This is a genomic window from Klebsiella electrica, assembly GCF_006711645.1.
GTDB classification, from domain to species: domain Bacteria; phylum Pseudomonadota; class Gammaproteobacteria; order Enterobacterales; family Enterobacteriaceae; genus Klebsiella; species Klebsiella electrica.
Genome location: NZ_CP041247.1, coordinates 4,024,951 through 4,044,423 on the forward strand (window position 1 = coordinate 4,024,951; position 19,473 = coordinate 4,044,423).

At 55.4% G+C, this 19,473-nt stretch carries 20 protein-coding genes and 1 other RNA gene; 7 read left to right on the top strand and 14 right to left on the bottom strand.

Annotated elements, in window-relative coordinates; all coding sequences use genetic code 11:
- Positions 1-66: 66 nt before the first annotated feature.
- The 6 genes from Electrica_RS19265 to Electrica_RS19290 all read right to left on the bottom strand — a co-directional run bounded on the left by Electrica_RS19265 (position 67) and on the right by Electrica_RS19290 (position 7,269).
- Positions 67-381, bottom strand: coding sequence for a glucose PTS transporter subunit EIIB (locus Electrica_RS19265; RefSeq protein ID WP_131047517.1), 315 nt, complete (start codon positions 379-381; stop codon positions 67-69).
- Positions 382-450: 69 nt separating this feature from the next.
- Positions 451-2,508, bottom strand: a complete 2,058-nt coding sequence (locus Electrica_RS19270; RefSeq protein ID WP_141965204.1) for a beta-galactosidase — start codon at positions 2,506-2,508, stop codon at positions 451-453.
- A 31-nt stretch (positions 2,509-2,539) separates the two neighbouring features.
- Positions 2,540-3,742: a glycoside hydrolase family 53 protein gene (locus tag Electrica_RS19275; protein ID WP_131047515.1), complete on the bottom strand. Its 1,203-nt coding sequence runs from the start codon at positions 3,740-3,742 to the stop codon at positions 2,540-2,542.
- Positions 3,743-3,746: 4 nt separating this feature from the next.
- Entirely contained in the window at positions 3,747-4,598 is an 852-nt protein-coding gene (locus tag Electrica_RS19280) for a sugar ABC transporter permease (RefSeq protein WP_131047514.1), read from the bottom strand.
- A gap of 10 nt (positions 4,599-4,608) precedes the next feature.
- Entirely contained in the window at positions 4,609-5,916 is a 1,308-nt protein-coding gene (locus tag Electrica_RS19285; RefSeq protein ID WP_131047513.1) for a carbohydrate ABC transporter permease, read from the bottom strand.
- Positions 5,917-6,036: 120 nt separating this feature from the next.
- Positions 6,037-7,269 (bottom strand): maltodextrin ABC transporter substrate-binding protein, encoded by a 1,233-nt coding sequence (locus tag Electrica_RS19290; RefSeq protein ID WP_100683158.1) that lies wholly within the window; start codon positions 7,267-7,269, stop codon positions 6,037-6,039.
- A gap of 354 nt (positions 7,270-7,623) precedes the next feature.
- Here Electrica_RS19290 and Electrica_RS19295 point away from each other — a divergent pair, with 354 nt between their 5' ends.
- The 3 genes from Electrica_RS19295 to Electrica_RS19305 all read left to right on the top strand — a co-directional run bounded on the left by Electrica_RS19295 (position 7,624) and on the right by Electrica_RS19305 (position 11,137).
- Positions 7,624-8,733: an ABC transporter ATP-binding protein gene (locus tag Electrica_RS19295; protein WP_141965205.1), complete on the top strand. Its 1,110-nt coding sequence runs from the start codon at positions 7,624-7,626 to the stop codon at positions 8,731-8,733.
- A 258-nt stretch (positions 8,734-8,991) separates the two neighbouring features.
- On the top strand, positions 8,992-10,551 hold the full coding sequence (locus tag Electrica_RS19300; protein WP_141965206.1) for an EAL domain-containing protein: 1,560 nt from the start codon (positions 8,992-8,994) through the stop codon (positions 10,549-10,551).
- 40 nt (positions 10,552-10,591) lie between these two features.
- Positions 10,592-11,137, top strand: a complete 546-nt coding sequence (locus tag Electrica_RS19305; protein ID WP_141965207.1) for a flavin reductase family protein — start codon at positions 10,592-10,594, stop codon at positions 11,135-11,137.
- Positions 11,138-11,184: 47 nt separating this feature from the next.
- Here Electrica_RS19305 and Electrica_RS19310 read toward each other — a convergent pair whose 3' ends face one another.
- Positions 11,185-11,538 (bottom strand): DUF1428 domain-containing protein, encoded by a 354-nt coding sequence (locus Electrica_RS19310; protein ID WP_141965208.1) that lies wholly within the window; start codon positions 11,536-11,538, stop codon positions 11,185-11,187.
- Between the two features lie 92 nt (positions 11,539-11,630).
- Entirely contained in the window at positions 11,631-12,245 is a 615-nt protein-coding gene (gene yczE, locus Electrica_RS19315) for a membrane protein YczE (protein WP_131047508.1), read from the bottom strand.
- An 87-nt stretch (positions 12,246-12,332) separates the two neighbouring features.
- Here yczE and yczR point away from each other — a divergent pair, with 87 nt between their 5' ends.
- The gene (yczR, locus tag Electrica_RS19320; RefSeq protein ID WP_131047507.1) at positions 12,333-13,760 is read left to right on the top strand and encodes a MocR-like transcription factor YczR; all 1,428 of its coding nucleotides are present in this window, start codon (positions 12,333-12,335) and stop codon (positions 13,758-13,760) included.
- Positions 13,761-13,891: 131 nt separating this feature from the next.
- On the opposite strand, the gene Electrica_RS19325 is transcribed toward yczR, so the two are convergent.
- From Electrica_RS19325 to ffs, 3 genes are all read right to left on the bottom strand, one after another.
- Positions 13,892-14,107 (bottom strand): hypothetical protein, encoded by a 216-nt coding sequence (locus tag Electrica_RS19325; protein WP_100683152.1) that lies wholly within the window; start codon positions 14,105-14,107, stop codon positions 13,892-13,894.
- A complete protein-coding gene (locus Electrica_RS19330) occupies positions 14,104-14,361 on the bottom strand; it encodes a hypothetical protein (protein ID WP_100683151.1) in 258 nt (85 codons plus the stop codon). Before Electrica_RS19330 ends, Electrica_RS19325 begins: the two co-directional genes overlap by 4 nt.
- 401 nt (positions 14,362-14,762) lie before the next feature.
- Positions 14,763-14,859, bottom strand: an RNA gene (gene ffs / locus Electrica_RS19335) — signal recognition particle sRNA small type.
- Positions 14,860-15,210: 351 nt separating this feature from the next.
- On the opposite strand from ffs, the gene Electrica_RS19340 reads away from it, so the two are divergent.
- Positions 15,211-15,618 carry a dTDP-glucose pyrophosphorylase gene (locus Electrica_RS19340; protein WP_100683146.1) on the top strand — a complete coding sequence of 136 codons (408 nt, stop codon included), beginning with the start codon at positions 15,211-15,213 and terminating at the stop codon, positions 15,616-15,618.
- A gap of 65 nt (positions 15,619-15,683) precedes the next feature.
- Positions 15,684-15,995, top strand: coding sequence for an MGMT family protein (locus tag Electrica_RS19345; RefSeq protein ID WP_100683145.1), 312 nt, complete (start codon positions 15,684-15,686; stop codon positions 15,993-15,995).
- 37 nt (positions 15,996-16,032) lie between these two features.
- On the opposite strand, the gene Electrica_RS19350 is transcribed toward Electrica_RS19345, so the two are convergent.
- Positions 16,033-16,545, bottom strand: a complete 513-nt coding sequence (locus Electrica_RS19350) for a YbaY family lipoprotein (protein WP_100683144.1) — start codon at positions 16,543-16,545, stop codon at positions 16,033-16,035.
- A gap of 233 nt (positions 16,546-16,778) precedes the next feature.
- Between Electrica_RS19350 and tesB the strand changes: the two genes are divergently transcribed.
- Complete coding sequence (gene tesB, locus Electrica_RS19355; protein WP_131047504.1) at positions 16,779-17,642, top strand: acyl-CoA thioesterase II; 864 nt, start codon at positions 16,779-16,781, stop codon at positions 17,640-17,642.
- A gap of 97 nt (positions 17,643-17,739) precedes the next feature.
- On the opposite strand, the gene amtB is transcribed toward tesB, so the two are convergent.
- Both amtB and glnK read right to left on the bottom strand, forming a co-directional pair.
- Positions 17,740-19,026 (bottom strand): ammonium transporter AmtB, encoded by a 1,287-nt coding sequence (gene amtB, locus Electrica_RS19360; RefSeq protein WP_160702163.1) that lies wholly within the window; start codon positions 19,024-19,026, stop codon positions 17,740-17,742.
- Between the two features lie 33 nt (positions 19,027-19,059).
- Positions 19,060-19,398 carry a P-II family nitrogen regulator gene (glnK, locus tag Electrica_RS19365; protein WP_004858743.1) on the bottom strand — a complete coding sequence of 113 codons (339 nt, stop codon included), beginning with the start codon at positions 19,396-19,398 and terminating at the stop codon, positions 19,060-19,062.
- Positions 19,399-19,473 lie beyond the last annotated feature (75 nt).

The following is a 19,473-nucleotide window of genomic DNA, read 5'->3' on the forward strand; positions in this document are numbered from 1 at the left end:
TATTGCCATTGTTTTCTTTGTCTTATTTTCGGGATAACTCAATATTGAGTTATCCCTTTTTATTTATTATTTATGGCTGGTAAAGTGCTCATCTAATAGTTGACGCAGAGCATCAGACTGCTTGCCGAAAATAGCGTGCACCTGTTGCCCGAGAATAATTACACCCAGCGCCCCTTGCTGCTGTAGCGCCTGCGAATCGACGATCGCCAGATTATTCACCGTGACCCGTAAACGCGTAATACAGGCGTCGACATTAACAATATTCCCTTCCCCACCAAATGCCTGAATTAAATCCTGTAGCTGTTGCTTTTCAACATCACTTAACGGCACCGGTTGGCAAGGCTGGGCGAAATAATGCAAAAAGGATTTTAAACTGACCATCATGCACTCCTGATAATATCAAGGTAAAAAAAAGCCTGCTCGCAGGAGCAGGCTCGGATAACGCGGTGATTACGCTTTACGACTAAGAATACGACAGTCCCACGCCGTTAAAGTTAACGGCGCGCTCATGTCCGCGCCGGATAAACTGTCCTGATAGCCCTGCGGCAGGCTGACGCTGTGCTGCTGCGCGCTGTAGTTTTGCAAGAAAACATAGGTCGTTTCGCCATCGGTACGTGCCGTCGCGACCACGCCCGGCGGAAGCTCGCTGTCGAGCGCCCGCGGTAAGGCCAGCTCCCGGCTGATGACAGCGAAGAAATCGCGCTGCAAAGCCAGGTCGTTGCGTGAGGCGACATGCCAGGCCTTCCCCTTGCCGAAATGATTGACGGTAACCGCCGGGCGACCGGCATAGAAATCATCACGATAGGTGGCCAGCGGCCGGGCGCTTTCGGCATGAATCAGCTCGCACAGATGGCGCACCTGATACGGCCCCTGTAATCCGCCTTCATTGCCTGCCAGCCCCTGTACCAGATTGCGCTCGCCGTCATTCAGGCAATCAATCTCCTCCGCCCAAATCCCCAGCAGGTTGCGCAGCGGTCCCGGGAAGCCGCCAGAATGGCAAAGGTCGGACTCATTGACGATTCCCGTCCAGTAGGTGGTCACCAGATGTCCCCCGCTGGCGACAAACGCTTCGGCGCGCGCGGCAAAGCCGTCGCGAACCATATACAGCATCGGGGCAATGACCAGCTGGTAGGCGCTCAGATCGCCATCGGCATCGATGATATCGACCGCAATGCCCTGCTCCCAGAATGGCCGGTAGTGTTCATTAACGGTATTTTCATACTCCATCCCGAGATTACGCGGGCCCTGCGCATCATCCAGCGCCCAGCGGTTTTGCTGGTCAAAAATAATCGCCACTTTGGCGTCGGTGCGACAGCCAACCACGCCCGGCAGGCGGCTGAGCATCTCTCCCAGCCGGCTGACTTCGCGGCCGACGCGGGTATCCAGGTGCCCGACGTGGTCAATGACCGCGCCGTGGAATTTCTCCACCGAGCCACGGCTCTTACGCCACTGAAAGTACTGAACCGAATCCGCGCCGTGGGCGACCGCCTGCATCGAGGAGAGAATATGCATCCCCGGCTTTTTCAATTTACTGGTCGGCTGCCAGTTGGTGGCGCTCGGCGTTGATTCCATCAGCACGAACGGCTTGCCGCCCTTCAGGCTGCGCATCATGTCATGGTACATCGCGGTATAGCAGGCCAGCGCGGTTTCATCTTTGTCGCGATGCCACATCGGGTAGCTGTCCCAGGAGATAAAGTCCAGCGCCGGCGCCAGCTGCCAGTAGTCGTAATCGTAGAAATACTCCATGAAGTTGGTCGTCACCGGCAGGTCGGCATTCGCTGCCTTCAGCGGAGCAATCTCGTGGCGGCAGAAGTCCGTGACCTGCGCCGTATTAAAGCGGCGCCAGTCGAGGTTCAGCCCGTGAATGGACACTTCGCCCTGCGGTGCCGGCGATTCAATCTGCGACCAGTCGCTGTAGGTGTGGCTCCAGAAAGCGCTCCACCAGGCGTGATTAAGGTTTTCCAGCGTTTGATAGCGCGCTTTCAGCCAGTCGCGAAAGCGCGCCTGACAGCGTTCACAATGGCAATCTCCGCCATATTCATTGGAAATATGCCAGCCGAGCACCGCCGGATGCTGCGCGTAGCGTTCCGCCAGCAGGCTGTTGATTTTAAAAACCTTCTCACGGTACACCGGTGATGTCATACAGTGGTTATGCCGTCCACCGTGCAGCGCCGGTACCCGGTCGCGCCCCACCCGTAACACCTGCGGATAGGCCTGCGACATCCAGGCCGGGCGCGCGCCGCTTGGCGTAGCCAGAAATACGTGAATGCCGGCGGCATATAGCTTATCCAGAATGCTGTCCAGCCAGCCAAATTCAAATACGCCTTCCTGAGGTTCAAGTTTGGCCCAGCTGAAAATCCCCACCGACATGACGTTGCATTTAGCCTGCTGCATCATGGCAATATCCTGATCGATAATACCGGGATAATTCTCCCACTGCTCCGGGTTATAGTCAGCGCCATGCAATAATGCATTGACCTTCGGACTCAAAGGCGCAAATTTATTCATAATAAACATCCTGAAGTATAAAACTTAACGATTAATTAAAAACTTTCGCTGAAGGTAATACTTTCCCCTGGCAATCAAACAACGCCTGATTTTCCCGGGCATTACCCTGCTTCCATTCATCGTGGATATATTTCATACCCGCTGGCGTGGCCCAGGTATTTCCCGGCACGGCGATCCAGGTCGGTTCCCAATAAAAAATACCTTTCCCGCGCTGGTCAGGAACATCGGCAACGGCCTGCATTAAATCGTGAATATAATTATATTGCCCCTGTACCGTGGCCGGATAACCGCCCTCTTTTTCTTCTTTGGCCTGGAAACTGTTTTCCGCGTTGTCGCAATTTTCCAGGGTATAGGCATAGGCGGCCTCCACGACGATCACCTCTTTGTTATAGCGCTTGCTGATATCATCCATATTCGCTTTCAGCGCGCTAATCGGGCCGTTCCAGTAGGTGTACATCGACAGGCCAATGATGTCGTACGGCACGTTGCGCTTACTGATTTCATCAAACCACCAGCGGAAGGTATCGTTCTTAGTGCCTTCCGCCAGATGAAGCATGATTTTCACCTGCTCGCCATTGCGCAGATTCTCTTTCAGGCCGTCAATGGCCGCATTCAGCAGGCCAGCCAGACGGTCAAATTCGCCGCCGCCCTGCCCCCAGCTTTTGCCTTCCGGCCACAGCATGCCGCCATTTATCTCATTGCCAATCTGCACCATATCCGGCAGAACGCCTTCCTGCTTAAAGCGGGCGATGGTGTCACGGGTATAGTCGTGGATAGTCGTTTTCAGCTGCGGATAATCCATGTTTTCCCAGGCTTTCGGCTTGAATTGTTTACCCGGATCGGTCCAGAAATCGCTGTAGTGGAAATCCAGCAGCAGCTTCATGCCCTGCGCTTTTGCCCGTTTCGCCAGCGCCAGCGTCGCCGCCAGATCGTTATCACCGCCGCCGTAGCCCTGCCCCTGCGCATCTTTCGGGTCGACCCACAGGCGCAGACGAACATAGTTCACGCCGTCGGCCCGCAAAATAGCGAGCGGATCCTGCCGTTGGTTATTGTGGTTATAAAACTTTGCCCCGTGCTTTTCCGCATCCAGCAGCGTGGAGATATCTGCGCCTTTAATAAAATCTGCAGGCAACGCGCGGAATGCGCGCATTTGCAGCGCCTCGGCGGCCAGAACAGCAGGGGAAAAACTGCATGCCAGACAAACAGCAAGCAAGGCGGGTGTTAATCTTTTCATGGGGTTATCCTTTTGTACTGCCAGAGGTCAGGCCGGAAACAAAGTATTTTTGTAATGCCAGGTAGAGAATCGCGACCGGTACGGCAATCAGCACCGCTCCCGCCGCGTAGGTGGTATAGCTGGCGCCCATTTTTTGCGCGACCAGGTTGTACAGGCCGATCGGCAGCGTGTATTTGTCCGGCGTGCGCAAAATGGTGCTCGACAAAATAAAATCGCCCAGCGGACCGGTGAATGAAAACAGCGCCACCACCGCGAGAATCGGCTTTGACAGCGGCATGATTATCTCGAAGAAAATGCGGAAGCTGCTGGCGCCATCCATTCTTGCCGACTCATCCAGATCTTTGGGGATCGCGTCGAGATAGCCTTTCATCAGCCAGGTATTCATCGGGATCATGCCGCCAACGTAGATCAGCACCAGCGCCAGATGGCTGTTGATCAACCCCAGCAGCTGCGAGAGCACGAAGATCGCAATCAGCGCAGAAAACTGCGGGATCATCTGCAGCAGCAGGAACAACATCAGTCCGTTCTGCCGCCCTTTGAAACGAAAGCGGGAAAAAGCGTAGGCGGTAAAACTGACGCTGATTAAGGTCAGCGCCATGGTCATGAAGCTGATTTTCATCGAGTTCCAGTACCAGGTCAGGTAGTTCACATTGCCGTTGAACAGGTCGGCATAGTGCTGGAATGACAGGTTCTCCGGAATAATCGAGGTGCTGAGCAGGCTGTTTCCGGCATTCAGCGACGCGCCGACGGTCCAGACCAGCGGATAGATAATCACCACCGAGACCAGGATAACAATCAGCCAGGTGAGTGACAGGCGAATCCACTTTTCGCGTTTAATACTGGGTGATTTAGCCATGTTGCTTCCCTTACGCCATGTCGTCGTTTTTGAAAGATTTGGTGGCGCGGAACTGCCACAGTGCCAGGCCGACGACAAAGATCGACAGCAGGATAGTAATGGTCGCCGCAATGGCATATTGCGAAGACGACATCGTCAGTTTGTAGATCCACGACACCAGAATATCCGTCCCGCCGGCGTTCGAACCGGCGACCGCTGGCCCGCCGTTGTTGAACAGGTAAATGATGTTGAAGTTGTTAAAGTTGAAGGTGTACTGGGTGATAATGATTGGCGCGATCGAGTACAGCACCAGCGGCAATGTAATGGTCCGCAGGCGGGTAAACGCGCTGGCGCCGTCCATGGTCGCGGCTTCATAAAGATCGTCAGGAATCGCCTGCAGCACGCCGGTGGTCATGGCGAAGACAAACGGAAAGCCCAGCCAGGTCTGCATCATAATCAGCGCGGTTTTCGTCCAGAACGGATCGGTCAGCCACGCCTTCGGGCCAATGCCGAAGAACGACAGAATCGCGTTGTTGATCACCCCAAACGAGTCGTTGAACATCCCCGCAAACACCAGGATAGTGACAAAACCCGGAACCGCCCACGGCAGGATAAAAATGGTGCGAATCATCGGTTTAAAACGCAGATCTTTCTGGTTCACCAGGATGGCCAGCAGCACGCCGACGGTGCATTGCAGGGTCGTCGCCAGCAGCGTCCACACCACCGTCCACTGCAGCACGTCAAAGAAGGTCGTGCGCCAGATAGAGAGCGTGAAAATATTAATAAAGTTTTTAAAACCCACCCAGTCCACCAGCTTCGCCGGCGGCGTGTGGTAGAGGTTGTAGTTAGTAAACGCGATGGCAAAGCCAAAGAGAATCGGGAAGATGACGACGAACACCAGCAGAATAAAGCCGGGGCTGATCATCAGATAGGGAAACCCCTGGTTTAACAGCATCTGATACTGTTTGCGCACGCTGTTCAGCGCCATGCCTTCATCGCGCTTTTTGCCGTTAACCCAGGCGTCGCGCAGCGAAAGAGAGTAAATGAGCAGGCCGAAAGCGACGATCAAAACGCTGATGATCCCTTCCGCCAACAGGAAAATAGAGTTATCCCGCGGGACTTCCTCACCCAGGGTGTAGAGCCCCCACAGCCCTTCCTGCAGGAAGTCATAAAAAACCCCCATGAAACTGCTCAGCAGAACCAGGAAGACAAGCCCCTTCAGCCACTGGCGATGATAAAACTGGCCAAAACCCGGCACGACAGCCAGCAGCAGGCCGCACCACGCATGGCGGCCTGCGCCGCGCGACTCGGCAATATTTTCGCTGGGATTGATAATCACACACCACTCCTTCTGAAAACGGGAGGTCCTCCTCCCGTTTCTTTACATCTATGCCCTGATAATCCGGGTAACAGGTCAGCGGCCAACGCGCCTGTCACCTTACAATGACGGACATCGCGATTACTGGTTGCTGGCCTGCATGGCCTCAATCTGCATCTTGATCTGTTTCTCAGCATTATCGAGCGCCGCCTGCGGCGGCTGTTTGCCGGTCAGGCTGAGCTCCAGCGCCGCGTTCGCCGGCCCCCACACTTCGCCCATTTCCGGGATCCCCGGCATCGCCGTGGCGCGAGCGGACTGCACCGCCACCGCGCTGGCTTTTTCGTCATTTTTGATAAGCGGATCGTCAATCATTGCTTTCAGTGCCGGGATCTCGCCGGTTGCCACATAGCGAGCCTTCACGTACTGCGGCTGGTTGATAAACGCAATAAACTGCTGCGCCAGCGCTTTGTCTTTACTCCAGGTCGACACCACGTAACCTTTTACGCCAAGGAACGAGCTCATCGGTTTGCCGTCTGGCAGCGTCGGCAGCGGCGCAACGCCGTAGTTAATCCCCGCCGCTTCGTACGGCTGGAACGCCCATGGACCGTTGATCACCGCCGCCGCTTTTTTCTCCGTGAATAGCGAATCGATGGCGTTCAGCCCGTTATCACCGAGGATCCCCGCCGGGAAGACCTTGTCGCTATAGAATTTTTTCAGGAAGGTGACGGCTTCGACCGCACCGGGCTTATTCAAACCGACGTCCTGCGGGTTAAAACCGCCCTTCTCGTTTTTGCCGAAGATATAGCCGCCCATCGGGCCAATCGCCCCCCAGCTGTAATAGATCTGATCGAACTTCGCCAGCAGGCCATATTTGTTCTGCGCCCGCTGCGCTTTCGAATAGTCGAACCACGCCTGCAGGCTATCCAGCGGTTTGTCGATCAGGTCTTTGTTGTAAATCAGCACCAGGGTTTCCACCGCTTTCGGCACGCCATACAGCACGTTATCCATCCGGAAGGCATTGATTGACGCCGGGGTGAATACCTCCTGCTTCGCCTGATCCAGCGTCAGCGGCGACAGCAGCCCCTGCACTACCGCCCCTCCGAGCTGATCATTGGGGATAACCAGCACATCCGGGCCAATACCGGCCGGGCCATCAAGGCGCAGCTTTTCCAGCTGCTGGGCATAGGGCATCTCCTGCACGTTGACCTTAACGTCATACTGTTTTTCAAAATCGCCGATCGCGGCTTTAATCCCGGCGGATTTTTTGATGTCTTCCCAGACGTTCAGCTGGCCGGCGGCGTGAGCCTGCAGGCTGACAAGCTGCCCGGCAGCCAGAGTCGTGAGGATAAGTGCAGCAAGGATGTTCTTTTTCATTATCAACCTCATGTGAAGGTATAACAATTTATTGGTTTTCATTTGATGACTTCATTTATCACTGAATGTGAATCAACTGATAAATGGCGACTTACAACGCTAAATACAGATTTTCCTTATTTGTTATACGCTACGCTTTGAAGGCGTATAAAACTACATGAAGCTACCAGTTGTGTGATCGTGATTGCAGAAATGAAACATCGATGTAGGGCTCAAAAATACTGGAAGTTATAGTCATCCCATGATTTCAGTGCTGTTGAGCATTGTTCAGCCAGGTTGTTACACGTAGTACAAAAAACCGCTGCAACCCTAATCCCAACGGCAAATAACGCTTACTAACCCCGGGGAATGTTGATGTCCAATATACGACTGAGGAATGTCACCAAACGGTTTGGTACGACCGTGACGCTGCACCAGGTCAATCTTGATATCGAAGACGGTGAATTTGCGGTCTTTGTCGGGCCATCCGGCTGTGGGAAATCGACTCTGCTGCGGATGATTGCCGGGCTTGAGGAGGTCAGCGATGGCGAGGTGCTGATCGGCGATGAGGTGATGAATGATGTGGTGCCCGCCCACCGCGGCGTGGCTATGGTTTTCCAGTCCTATGCGCTCTATCCGCACATGACGGTGGCGGAAAATATGGGCTATGGCCTGAAAGTCAATAAAGTGCCAAAGGACGAAATTCGTCGTCAGGTCGAAATGGTGGCCAAAACGCTGCAGTTGACCCATCTGCTGGACCGCAAACCGAAACAGCTCTCCGGCGGCCAGCGTCAGCGCGTGGCTATCGGCCGCGCCATCGTCCGTAACCCGCGGGTGTTTATGTTTGATGAGCCGCTCTCAAACCTCGATGCGGAGCTGCGCGTCGAGATGCGTCTGCACATCGCCAAACTGCATCATGAGCTGAAAACCACCATGGTGTATGTCACCCACGATCAGGTGGAAGCGATGACCCTGGCCGACAAAATCGTGGTGATGAACTACGGGAAAGTCGAGCAGATGGGGTCGCCGATGGCGCTGTACTACAACCCGGTCAACCGGTTCGTCGCCGGTTTTATCGGCTCGCCGAAAATGAACTTTCTGCCCGCCACGGTCAGCGCCTGGCAACCGGGGCAGCTCACCGTGCAGATGGCGCAGCAACACAGTCTGACGCTGAATATCACAACCTCGCCGCTACAACCCGGTGATGCGGTGACGCAGGGGATTCGCCCTGAACATCTGTCGACCGATGTGCGCAGCGGTACGGTCGTGGAGTTTCAATGTGAAGTGGTTGAACGCCTGGGGAACAACACCTACCTGTTCGGCCAGTGCTACGGGCATGACAACGTTAAAATTCTGCTGCCTGGCGATGTGCACTTCCGCCCGTGGCAGAAAATCGACGTCGCCTTTGACGACCGCTTCTGTATGGTCTTCGATGAAAACGATCTGCGGATCAGTACCGATATTACGGCGCCGGATGCCCATTAAAAACATCTGGCTGTCATGATGACGCTATAAGCTGAACCTGGATGCTGATAACGCAAGCTATTGGCATGCCAGCTTTAACCCTCGTTTTAATCCGCACCGCTCAGTGCCTCGACCGCTGCGGATCATCCACTGTTAGCCCGATATCCGCGCCATGTCGTGATTCGGGCATTTTTTAAATAATAATCATTGCCCCCCGTCTGCGACCTTTTCCGCCATCGGATATACTCATCAAATCCCCAATAACATCAGGATATACGCATGACGACCAGCAATCTGGTGAGTCTGGTTACCGGGGTATTGATACTCGCCGTCATCGTGCCGATAGCCTTAAGTATCTGGCTGGCGACCAGTCAGGCAAAAATACTGTTTTATTCCGAACTGGATAACTACTCTTCCCGGGTGCTGATGCGCATCCAGCAGGTGGCAAGCCAGGCAAGAGAAGCGCTGCAGGAAGCCGATGCCCACGGCGCAGCCGCCTGCAGCCCACAGCATTTGCTCGCGATGCGCCGAATCGCCTATACCCATCGCTATGTGCAGGAGGTGCTGTGGCTCCAGGGTTCGGTGCCGCAATGTTCTTCTCTCGAAGATCACCCTACCCCGGTCTCCTTCCCTGTCCCCGATCATGTCACCACCGACGGCTACCGGGCGTGGCTCACGTCGGTCAACGATCTCGGTCTGCAGCGCAAAATGACGGCGCTGGGCAGTGAGCATCATGTCGTGATGATCGATCCTGCCTCATTTATCGATATCATTTCGCCGGGCCAGGAAAATATTCATGCGATTCTGTTTGGCATCGAAGACAAACAGGTGATTACCAGCAGTGAGCCTCTCGACCCGGTGGTGTGGAATCAAATCAATCACCTGGCCGGCCAGACGCTCACCGTCGACAACAGGGTTTATCGCCTCCATCGTATCCCTGAACTGGGGCTGGCTATCGCCACCTGGTCATCCACGCTCCCGTTGCAGGAAAAATTCCGCCATCAGCTGGCGCTGTGGCTGCCCCTCGGCCTGTTTATCAGTCTGCTGACCTCATTTTTGCTCCTGCGACTGCTGCGTACCTTACGCTCGCCGCGCTATGGGATGCTGGATGCGCTGCACTCTGACGCGATTCAGGTCCATTACCAGCCCATCGTCTCACTCAAAGATGGCAAAATCGTCGGCGCCGAAGCGCTGGCGCGCTGGCAGCAGCCCGACGGCAGCTTTTTGTCGCCGGATATTTTTATTCCGCTTGCCGAACAAACCGGGCTCATTACCCAGTTAACCGAAGATATTGTGCGGAAAATTTTCGCCGATCTCGGCCCGTGGCTGCACGCGCATCCGGAACTCCACATTTCAATTAACTTGTCGGTCGACGATCTGCGCTCGCCTGCCCTGCCAGCCCTTCTGGCCGATAGGCTTCGCCAGTGGGAGATCGCGCCGGCGCAAATTACGCTTGAGCTGACGGAGCGCGGTTTCATCGATCCCGAGACCACTCTGCCGGTGATCGCCCGCTATCGCCAGATGGGGCACAGTATTTCAATCGATGATTTCGGGACCGGTTATTCCAGCCTTAGCTACCTGCAAAAACTGGATGTCGATATCCTGAAAATAGACAAATCCTTCGTCGATACCCTCGAATATAAGCCGCTGACGCCGCATATCATCAAAATGGCAAAAGCGCTCCATCTGGCCACCATTGCCGAAGGCGTCGAAACTCAGGAACAGCGCGACTGGCTGTGTCGCCACGATGTGCTCTATGCCCAGGGCTGGCTGTACAGCCCGGCGTTGCCGAAAACGCAGTTTATGCTGTGGGCGGAAAATAACCTGAGAGCGCATTGAGCTACGCTTAAGGTAACTCCATAAAAGGGAGAGTTCCCTGATGCAAAAACATCCCTGGCCTTTACACGATGTGCGCCACTGGCTGGAACCCGGTGCCGTGGTCTTAATCAGCAGTCGCTGGCAGGATCGGAATAATATCATGACCCTTGGCTGGTATACGGTGCTGGAGTTTTCCCCCTCGCTGGTCGGGTGCATGATTTCCGCCGGCAATATCAGTTTCGACATGATCCGCCGCAGCGGGGAGTGCGTTATCAATCTGCCTGATGCCGCCATGGCGGAGACGGTCGCCAGAATCGGTAACTGTGACGGCGACACGGTGGACAAATTCGCTGCCTTCCGGCTTACCGCGGAAGGCAGCGAACGGGTGGCCGCGCCGTCGATTGCCGAGTGCCACGCCAGCTTTGAATGCCGGCTCTTCGACGATGCGCTGGTGGAGAGCTATAACTTCTTTATTTTTGAGGTGGTGGCGGCAAAGGTTAAACCGCAGCCCGTCTGGCCACAGACCCTGCATTACAGCGGCGGCGGTCTGTTTCGTACCGACGGCGACGTGCGCGATTATAGCCATCTGTTTACCAAAGTATCCTGACCACGCCACTGCCGTCCCCTTCAACAGGAAAGGGACGGCGGCAAAGCTTATTCATCCAGTAACGGCAGGAAGCCGCCGAAAATCATTCGTTGGCCATCAAACGGCATGCTATCGCCTAACGCCTTCATCCTTGGGTCGGCCATCATGGTGGCATTCGCCACGTCGCGCACCTCTTTTGACGGATATTCTATCCAGCTGAACACGACCTCTTCGTCGCTCCCGGCTTTCACCGCCATGCGAAAATCGGTGAGCTTACCGTCCGGCACATCGTCCGCCCAGCACTCCACCACCCGTAGCGCGCCAAACTCTTTAAACAGCGGTGCGGCCTTTGCTGCCAGCTCGCGATAGGCCTCCTTATTTTTCGCGGGCACGGCAACGACAAAACCATCAACGTACTTCATGAGTCTGATCTCCGAAGTGAACAGCGCGACCGGAAAACCCGGCCGCATCTGTAAGGCTAAGTTTAGCCCTCATCCCTTGTAACGGGATAAAATCAGGAGACCACCTCACCGGTCGCGGTAGCCGTTTTGCGCACCACCGGCTGGCGAAACCAGGGTAAGCACAGCTGAATAAGCGGCCCGATCGTCAGCGCATAAAGCACGGTTCCGACGCCAAAGGTCCCACCCAGCGCCCAGCCGATCGCCAGCACCGATAGCTCAATGACGGTGCGGATACCCCGCAAAGACCACCCGGTACGGGCATGCAAGCCGGTCATCAGTCCATCGCGCGGCCCGGGGCCAAAACCGGCGCCAATATACATTCCCGTCGCCAGAGCATTGAGCACGATAGCGCCGATCAGCATCAGGCTGCGCCACACCAGCAACTCCATCGGCGGCAGGACCGCCAGCGTCGCGTTTGCCGCCAGCCCCAGTACGATCACATTGCTGACCGTTCCCAGTCCCGGCATTTGACGCATCGGGATCCACAGCAGCAGCACCGCCGCCCCGGTCAGAATGATCACCGTGCCAAAGTCGAGGCCAAACTGCTTACCGACGCCGAGATGAAAAACATCCCACGGATCGGCACCCAGATTGGCATGAACAAACAACGCGGTCGACACGCCGTACAGAACAAGACCGATATAGAGCTGCACTAATCGACGTAACATTTTTTACCTCTGGATGATTGCGGACCTCGCCATCATCAGCAAAAATGGATTGATAATTAATGGCCAGTTTTTTAAAAGTGGATCGCTATGGTTTCTCGTCGCTTCGGTACCCAATCGCTGGTACGCCTGCTGGGCCACTGGCAAGAGTCTTCGACCCGAACGCCGCTCTGGCGCCAGCTGGCGGACGCCCTGCGTCTGCTGATTCTCGATGGTCGCCTGACGCTGGAGACGCGGCTCCCGGGCGAACGGGAGCTGGCTGCGGCCCTGAACGTCAGCCGCACCACGATCGCCAGCGCGCTCGGCCAGCTGCGTGAAGAGGGTTATCTTTACAGCCGCCAGGGCAGCGGTTCGCGTATCGCGCTGCCGGAACGTGCAGACACGGCGACAAAAGAGACCCTCCATCCATCATCGGTCAATCTGGCCACCGCCGCCCTGAGCGCCGGACCGGAGATTCACCAGGCCTATCATCAGGCCCTGACGATGCTGCCGCAGCATCTGTCCAATACCGGTTACGACCAGCACGGGCTACCGGTTTTGCGGGAGGCGATAGCCCGCCGCTACTGCGAACGAGGTCTTCCAACCCGCGGCGATGAAGTGATGATTGTGAACGGCGCGCTGAACGCCTTTTCGCTGGTGCTTCGTCTGCTCACCGGGCCTGGCGATCGCGTGGTGATCGATGCGCCGACTTATCCCATGGCGATCAGCGCCATTCAGGGCGCCTCCTGCAGGCCGGTCAGCGTCGCCCTGCCGCAACATGGCTGGGACTGCGACGGACTGGCGGCAACCATTGCGCAAACCGCACCACGGCTGGCATGGCTGATGCCTGATTTTCACAACCCTACCGGCCGTTGTATGGATAGCGCCACCCGCCAGCGGGTAGCCGATATAGCGGCGCAAACGCGTACGACGCTGGTGGTCGACGAGACAATGGTGGATTTATGGTACAACGCCCCGCCGCCTCCGCCGCTGGCGACCTTCAACGCCGAGGCGCCGGTTATCACGATTGGCTCGGCCGGAAAAAGTTTCTGGGGGGGATTACGTATCGGCTGGATCCGCGCTTCCGCACGCACCATCGCCTCGTTAGTTCAGGCCCGGGATTCACTCGATCTGGGCACGCCGCTTCTCGAACAACTGGCCTGCAGCTGGTTGCTCGAAAATGATCGGGCCTGGCTCCCGGCGCGTAGAGCCATGCTGGCCGCACGCCGCGATATGTGCGGCGCGCTCATGACGGAATACTTCCCCCACTGGCGCTTCACATCGCCGGCAGGCGGACTCTCTTTTTGGGTGGAATTACCGGACATGCTGGCGACCATCTTCTCGGCAAGAGCAGAAAGTCTTGGGATCCATATTGGTACCGGAACGCGCTTCGGCCTGGCTGGCGCCTTTGACCGCTATTTGCGTTTACCTTTCACCCTGGACGATGAGCCGTTGCGCAGCGCATTTACCACCCTGCAGCCCATCTGGGCAGGTCTGGCGCAACAGAATGAAAATACGAGAATGCGTAAAATAATATAATAAAATATCGACGGGCTGGATTCAGCCCGTCAAAAATCATCATCCATGACGCATATGAGATGTTTTTTATAAATTGCGCTTCATGATGTCATTGCTATATGTCAGCCTGATGACATCAATGAAAAATTTCATTAATGCTGGCGGGGGATGGGAAAGCTTTTTAATGAGATAATAAAACCATCTTCATCTTTTTTAATTTTCGCCCCGGTTTCACACCAGTCGGAGGCAATGCGAAAGAACTCATCACTACCGATATTCCAGTTGAGGCGAACATGCTTAACATACCCTGAACGTAACAGATCGCAGGCTTCGCTATAGTTGCTGGCTGTAGAGAGTTGTTGTTTCATTTTTTCTTCTTCAGAATTTTTCTTAATGCTTTGATTTCTTTAGGGGTTAATGGAGAAGCTTCTTCTTCGGTATGCTGACTATCAATATCCTCTTCCGAAACCCCCGCCTCACCTGCTGAATCTGCTATCTGGAAGGCCAGCAGCAGCAGTTTCTCCGTTGCAGTACCCAGATTCTCGTCATTTACTTCCGCATAATGACGCAGCTTTTCTTTTAACTCTGCATCAATTTTTACGTTCAAAACTACTGTAGTCATCGTCATGCTTCCCGTGCAATAAATTTATCATAATTAATACACGAAGTTAACAAACTGATCCAGTCATATATTTTTCAACTGATAGCCAGACAATAAATGCCTACAGATAATCTGCCAGTTATATATGACATGAAGATGACACTGATATTTCAGTATCATTTCAAATTTATGACAAATAGTTTTAAGGCATAAACAAAGGGTATTTTTAGAGACGACACTGACAGGCACGAACCGCGCAAATTCTCCGCTATTTATCTTGCTGGCACGATTCGGGAGTACAATAATCCGGCAAAACGCTCCGACATGCAAAATGCGCAAGGTGGTTTTTTGCTGAGTGCGGGAACACGGGAACAGATGAAAAAAGAAAGAAAAAAACAAGGATCCCCAGAATTGGGTGGGGGCCCTGCCAGCTACATCCCGGCACACACGTCGTCTGCTCTGGCTGCTTCCTTCCGGATCTGACCTGGTAAACAGAGTAGCGTTGCGGGAGAACCAACAGAGCCCCCATTGAGAGCGTCGTTATCCAACGCGCAGGCGCATTATCCCTACTGGACCGGCTAATTGCAAGCAACCCCCAACCAGATGCTGGTTTATTGTGCAACCGCGTGCAGAAAGCTTGCGCTATCACCCCAAAGGGGCCTGCCACAGGCTGTCGACCCGCTATTTCTGCCGCCGCCGCGGGCGGCACGGCGGCGATGCCCGGACACAATTTTCCGTTTCGATACGCGTCTTGCGGACTAAATTAAGGGATTGCGAGCGCTATCGCAGCACATTTTCCTGTCGCCATCCATACTTCACGCCATATCGCCGTACTCTTTTTAATCAATCTCTGACCTCAAGGGTAATGGAATGAGTGAAGCTCCCCGTTTAACCACGACCCTCGCCATGCCAGAGATCGACGGCGTCACCCTCTCCTTTCAAGGGCTGAATTTCCTGCGCCCGGAATTGATGCTGGATTTCGTCAGCGTCAGCAGCGGTACTCTGCTGGCGGTTACCCCGGTTGCCGTGCTCTATTCCACGGTCGGCGTCCTGCGGCGTATTGATTTGCGCAAACTGCCCATCGAAGTCAGCGGCCGCATCATCTACCCGATCTCCTCGCAGCAACTGCCTTCCCTGCGGGCAAAGCTGATTATCAACGCCGGCTCCCGACGGCTGAAATTTTTAGAAAGTTTGCTGGCCATCAGCCCGCACGACAACGTGCATGGGATGCAGATTCTTGGCCTCGCGCTCGATTTCACTATCGTCAAACCCGTATAGCCCCGCGCTGTACAGGTACGCAGTCAGCGCTTATTCTGAGCCTTTCCCGGTTTACAGGACGCACGATGGATTCTCACGACACTTTTCCCCGGCGGGTCTGGCAAATTGTGGCCTCCATTCCAGAAGGTTACGTCGCCACCTATGGCGATATAGCGCGACTGGCGGGATCCCCCCGCGCGGCGCGCCAGGTTGGCGGGGTCCTCAAGCGCCTGCCCGAAGGTTCCACGCTTCCCTGGCACCGGGTGGTCAACCGTCACGGCGACATTTCCCTTACCGGCCCGGATCTGCAGCGTCAGCGCCAGGCGCTGCTGGCTGAAGGCGTGCAGGTATCCGGCGGCGGCCACATCGATCTGCAGCACTATCGCTGGATTTACTGAAGGCAAAAAAATGCCCCAGGCAAGGGGCATAGATGGTTTACTGCGCGGCGGGGGTATCGCTGCTGGCGACCGGTACGGCCATCTGCTGCACCGGCACCAGAACCAGGTCGGCACGGTTCCCTCCGCCATTCACCACCGTCTGCACGGTATCGGTGATAAACATCAGCCTGCCGCCAACCGTGATAGCCGAACTCAGCAAAATTCGCGCGTCAGGCTTAATGTCCGCCTGGTTATACGGCAGGACGAAGTCATACGGCGGCTGTTTACCTTCGGTACGAACCGTTTTCTGCGCCAGCACACGCGACGGCGCATCGGCTAACGACGCATCCGACAAGGTCACGGTGAGTACCGCATCCGGCGGTAGGGCGACTTTCTGCCGGATGGAAATAGTCCCTGAAACATTAGGCTGTTGCTGCGATGAGGTCAGTGAGGCAATGCCATAAGGATCGGGGGCAGCCGCATGGCTGGCCGTGTTTGCGCCGTGATTATTCGCGCAAGCGGTCAAAGCGGTTGCAACGGCTAAAGCACTTAACATATAGGCAAATTTCATTATGTTCTCCTTTTCATCCCTTTACATGCAGGAGTATGTCCTGCCTACTGGCGAGCAGTAACATTGGCATCGTGCATAAGTGTGGCACAGATCTCAGTTCTCTTCCTGCAAACGCCACTTTATTCAGATTATTACACCCATCGGACCACTTGCGATTCCAGGTTATACTTGGCCTCAATACGCACTGCGCGACACGTACTGCGCAACGCAGTTATCATTGATTGAGGGTAAATATGAGTCAGGCACTAACCAATCTGCTGGCATTATTGAATCTGGAAAAAATTGAAGAAGGGTTATTCCGCGGGCAGAGTGAAGATCTGGGCTTACGTCAGGTTTTTGGCGGCCAGGTCGTCGGTCAGGCGCTGTACGCGGCGAAAGAAACCGTGCCTGCCGAGCGTCTTATCCACTCATTCCACAGCTATTTCCTGCGCCCAGGCGACAGCCAGAAACCGATTATTTATGACGTCGAAGTGCTGCGCGATGGCAACAGCTTCAGCGCCCGTCGGGTCGCGGCCATTCAAAACGGGAAACCTATTTTTTATATGACCGCCTCTTTCCAGGCCCCGGAGCCCGGCTATGAGCATCAGAAATTGATGCCGGACGCCCCTGCGCCGAATGGTCTGCCTTCCGAAACCGACATCGCGCGTAAGCTGGCGCACCTGCTGCCGCCGCAGGCCAAAGATAAGTTCCTCAGCGACAAACCGCTGGAAATCCGCCCGGTGGAGTTTCACAACCCGCTGAAAGGCCACGTTGCTGAACCGACCCGTCAGGTGTGGATCCGCGCCAACGGCGCGGTGCCGGAGGATATTCGCATCCATCAGTACCTGCTGGGCTACGCTTCCGATTTCAATTTCCTGCCGGTGGCGCTCCAGCCGCACGGCGTCGGGTTCCTGGAACCGGGGATGCAGGTAGCGACGATCGACCACTCAATGTGGTTCCATCGCCCGTTCAACATTAACGACTGGCTGCTGTACAGCGTTGAGAGCACTTCCGCCTCCAGCGCCCGGGGCTTTGTTCGCGGTGAGTTTTATACTCAGGATGGCACGCTTGTGGCATCAACGGTGCAGGAAGGGGTCATGCGCAACCGTCACGCATAAGGCGTCATCCGTGACGGGCCATTCCCGATACGCTCCCCCATGACGAAAAAAGCCTCCCGTCGGGAGGCTTTGCTGCTACTGGAGACAACTCAATTTATCAGGCGTTGTAGGCATTTTCGCCGTGGCTGTTGACGTCCAGACCTTCGCGCTCCTGCTCTTCCGGAACACGCAGACCTACGGTCATATCCGCCACTTTATAACCGATGAAGGCGACAATACCGGACCAGACGATAGTGATGCCGATACTTTCCAGCTGTACCAGCAGCTGATGGCCCATGGTCACGCCTTCCGCGTAGCCGACGCCGCCCAGAGAGGTTGCGGCAAAGATACCGGTCAGGATACAGCCCACGATCCCGCAGACACCGTGTACGCCGAACACATCGCACGGGTCATCAACACGCAACCAGCGTTTCAGAACCGTTACGCCCCACAGACCCGCCAGGCCGGAAGCGATACCCACAATCAGTGAGCCGCCTACGCCGATGTAACCACATGCCGGAGTGACACCAACCAGACCGGCAATCGCACCGGAACAGGCACCTAACAGAGAAGGTTTACCGCGGGTCGCCCATTCGCCGAAGGTCCAGGCCAGAATGGCCGCAGCGGTCGCCACAACGGTGTTGACGAAAGCCAGCGCGGCAATTTCGTTCGCCGCACTCGCCGAACCGGCGTTAAAGCCAAACCAGCCAACATACAGGATTGCCGTACCGGTGAAGACCATCGGCAGGTTATGCGGTTTGAACGCTTCTTTGCCAAAGCCAACGCGTTTGCCCATCATATAGGCGCCCACCAGACCGGCAACGGCGGCGTTGATATGCACCACAGTACCACCGGCGAAATCCAGCGCGCCGTGCGTCGCCAGCAGACCACCGCCCCATACCATGTGCGCAATCGGCACATAGGAGAGGGTCATCCAGACGACGACGAAAATCAGCACCGCGGAGAAGCGAATACGTTCAGCCAGTGCGCCCACGATCAGGCCAACGGTGATACAGGCGAAGGAGCCCTGGAAAGCGACGTGGATGTACTGATAGAAGGTCCCCATCAGCGCTTTCAGCTCAATGTTTTTCAATAATACCCAGTCGAAGCTGCCGAAGAAGCTGCCGCCGGTACCAAATGCCAGCGTGTAGCCATAAACGACCCACAGCACGCATACCAACCCAAAGGTGACGATGACCTGGGTCAGCATAGAGAGCACGTTTTTACCGCGAATCAGGCCGCCATAGAACAGCGCAATGCCCGGAATGGTCATAAACAGCACCAGCGCGGTGCAAATCATCATAAAGGCGTTGTCGGCTTTATCTGCCACTGCCGGTGCGGCCATCGCCAGCCCCGGAAGCAGTGCCAGCGCACCCAGACCTGTTTTCATTGTTGCTATTTTCATTTTCTCGATCCCCATCACTGTGTGGTCTGGACGTTACAGTGCCGCTTCGTCGGCTTCGCCGGTGCGGATGCGAATAACGCGTTGCAACTCGGCGACAAAAATTTTGCCATCGCCAATTTTTCCGGTGTAGGCCGCTTTACTAATCACATCAACGACCTCATCAAGCTGATCGTCGGCAATCGCGACATCAATCTTCACCTTTGGCAGAAAATTGACGCTATATTCGGCACCACGGTACAGCTCGGCGTGGCCTTTCTGACGGCCAAACCCTTTTACCTCAGTGACCGTCAGGCCCTGAATGCCGATGGAAGATAACGCTTCACGCACATCTTCCAGTTTGAATGGTTTGATTACCACGGTAACCAGCTTCATAAGTCCCCTCCGCTCTGAATTCGTAATGGCAGCAGCTAACACGCAGGGAATAAAGCAAGGGCTATGCCAGAAATG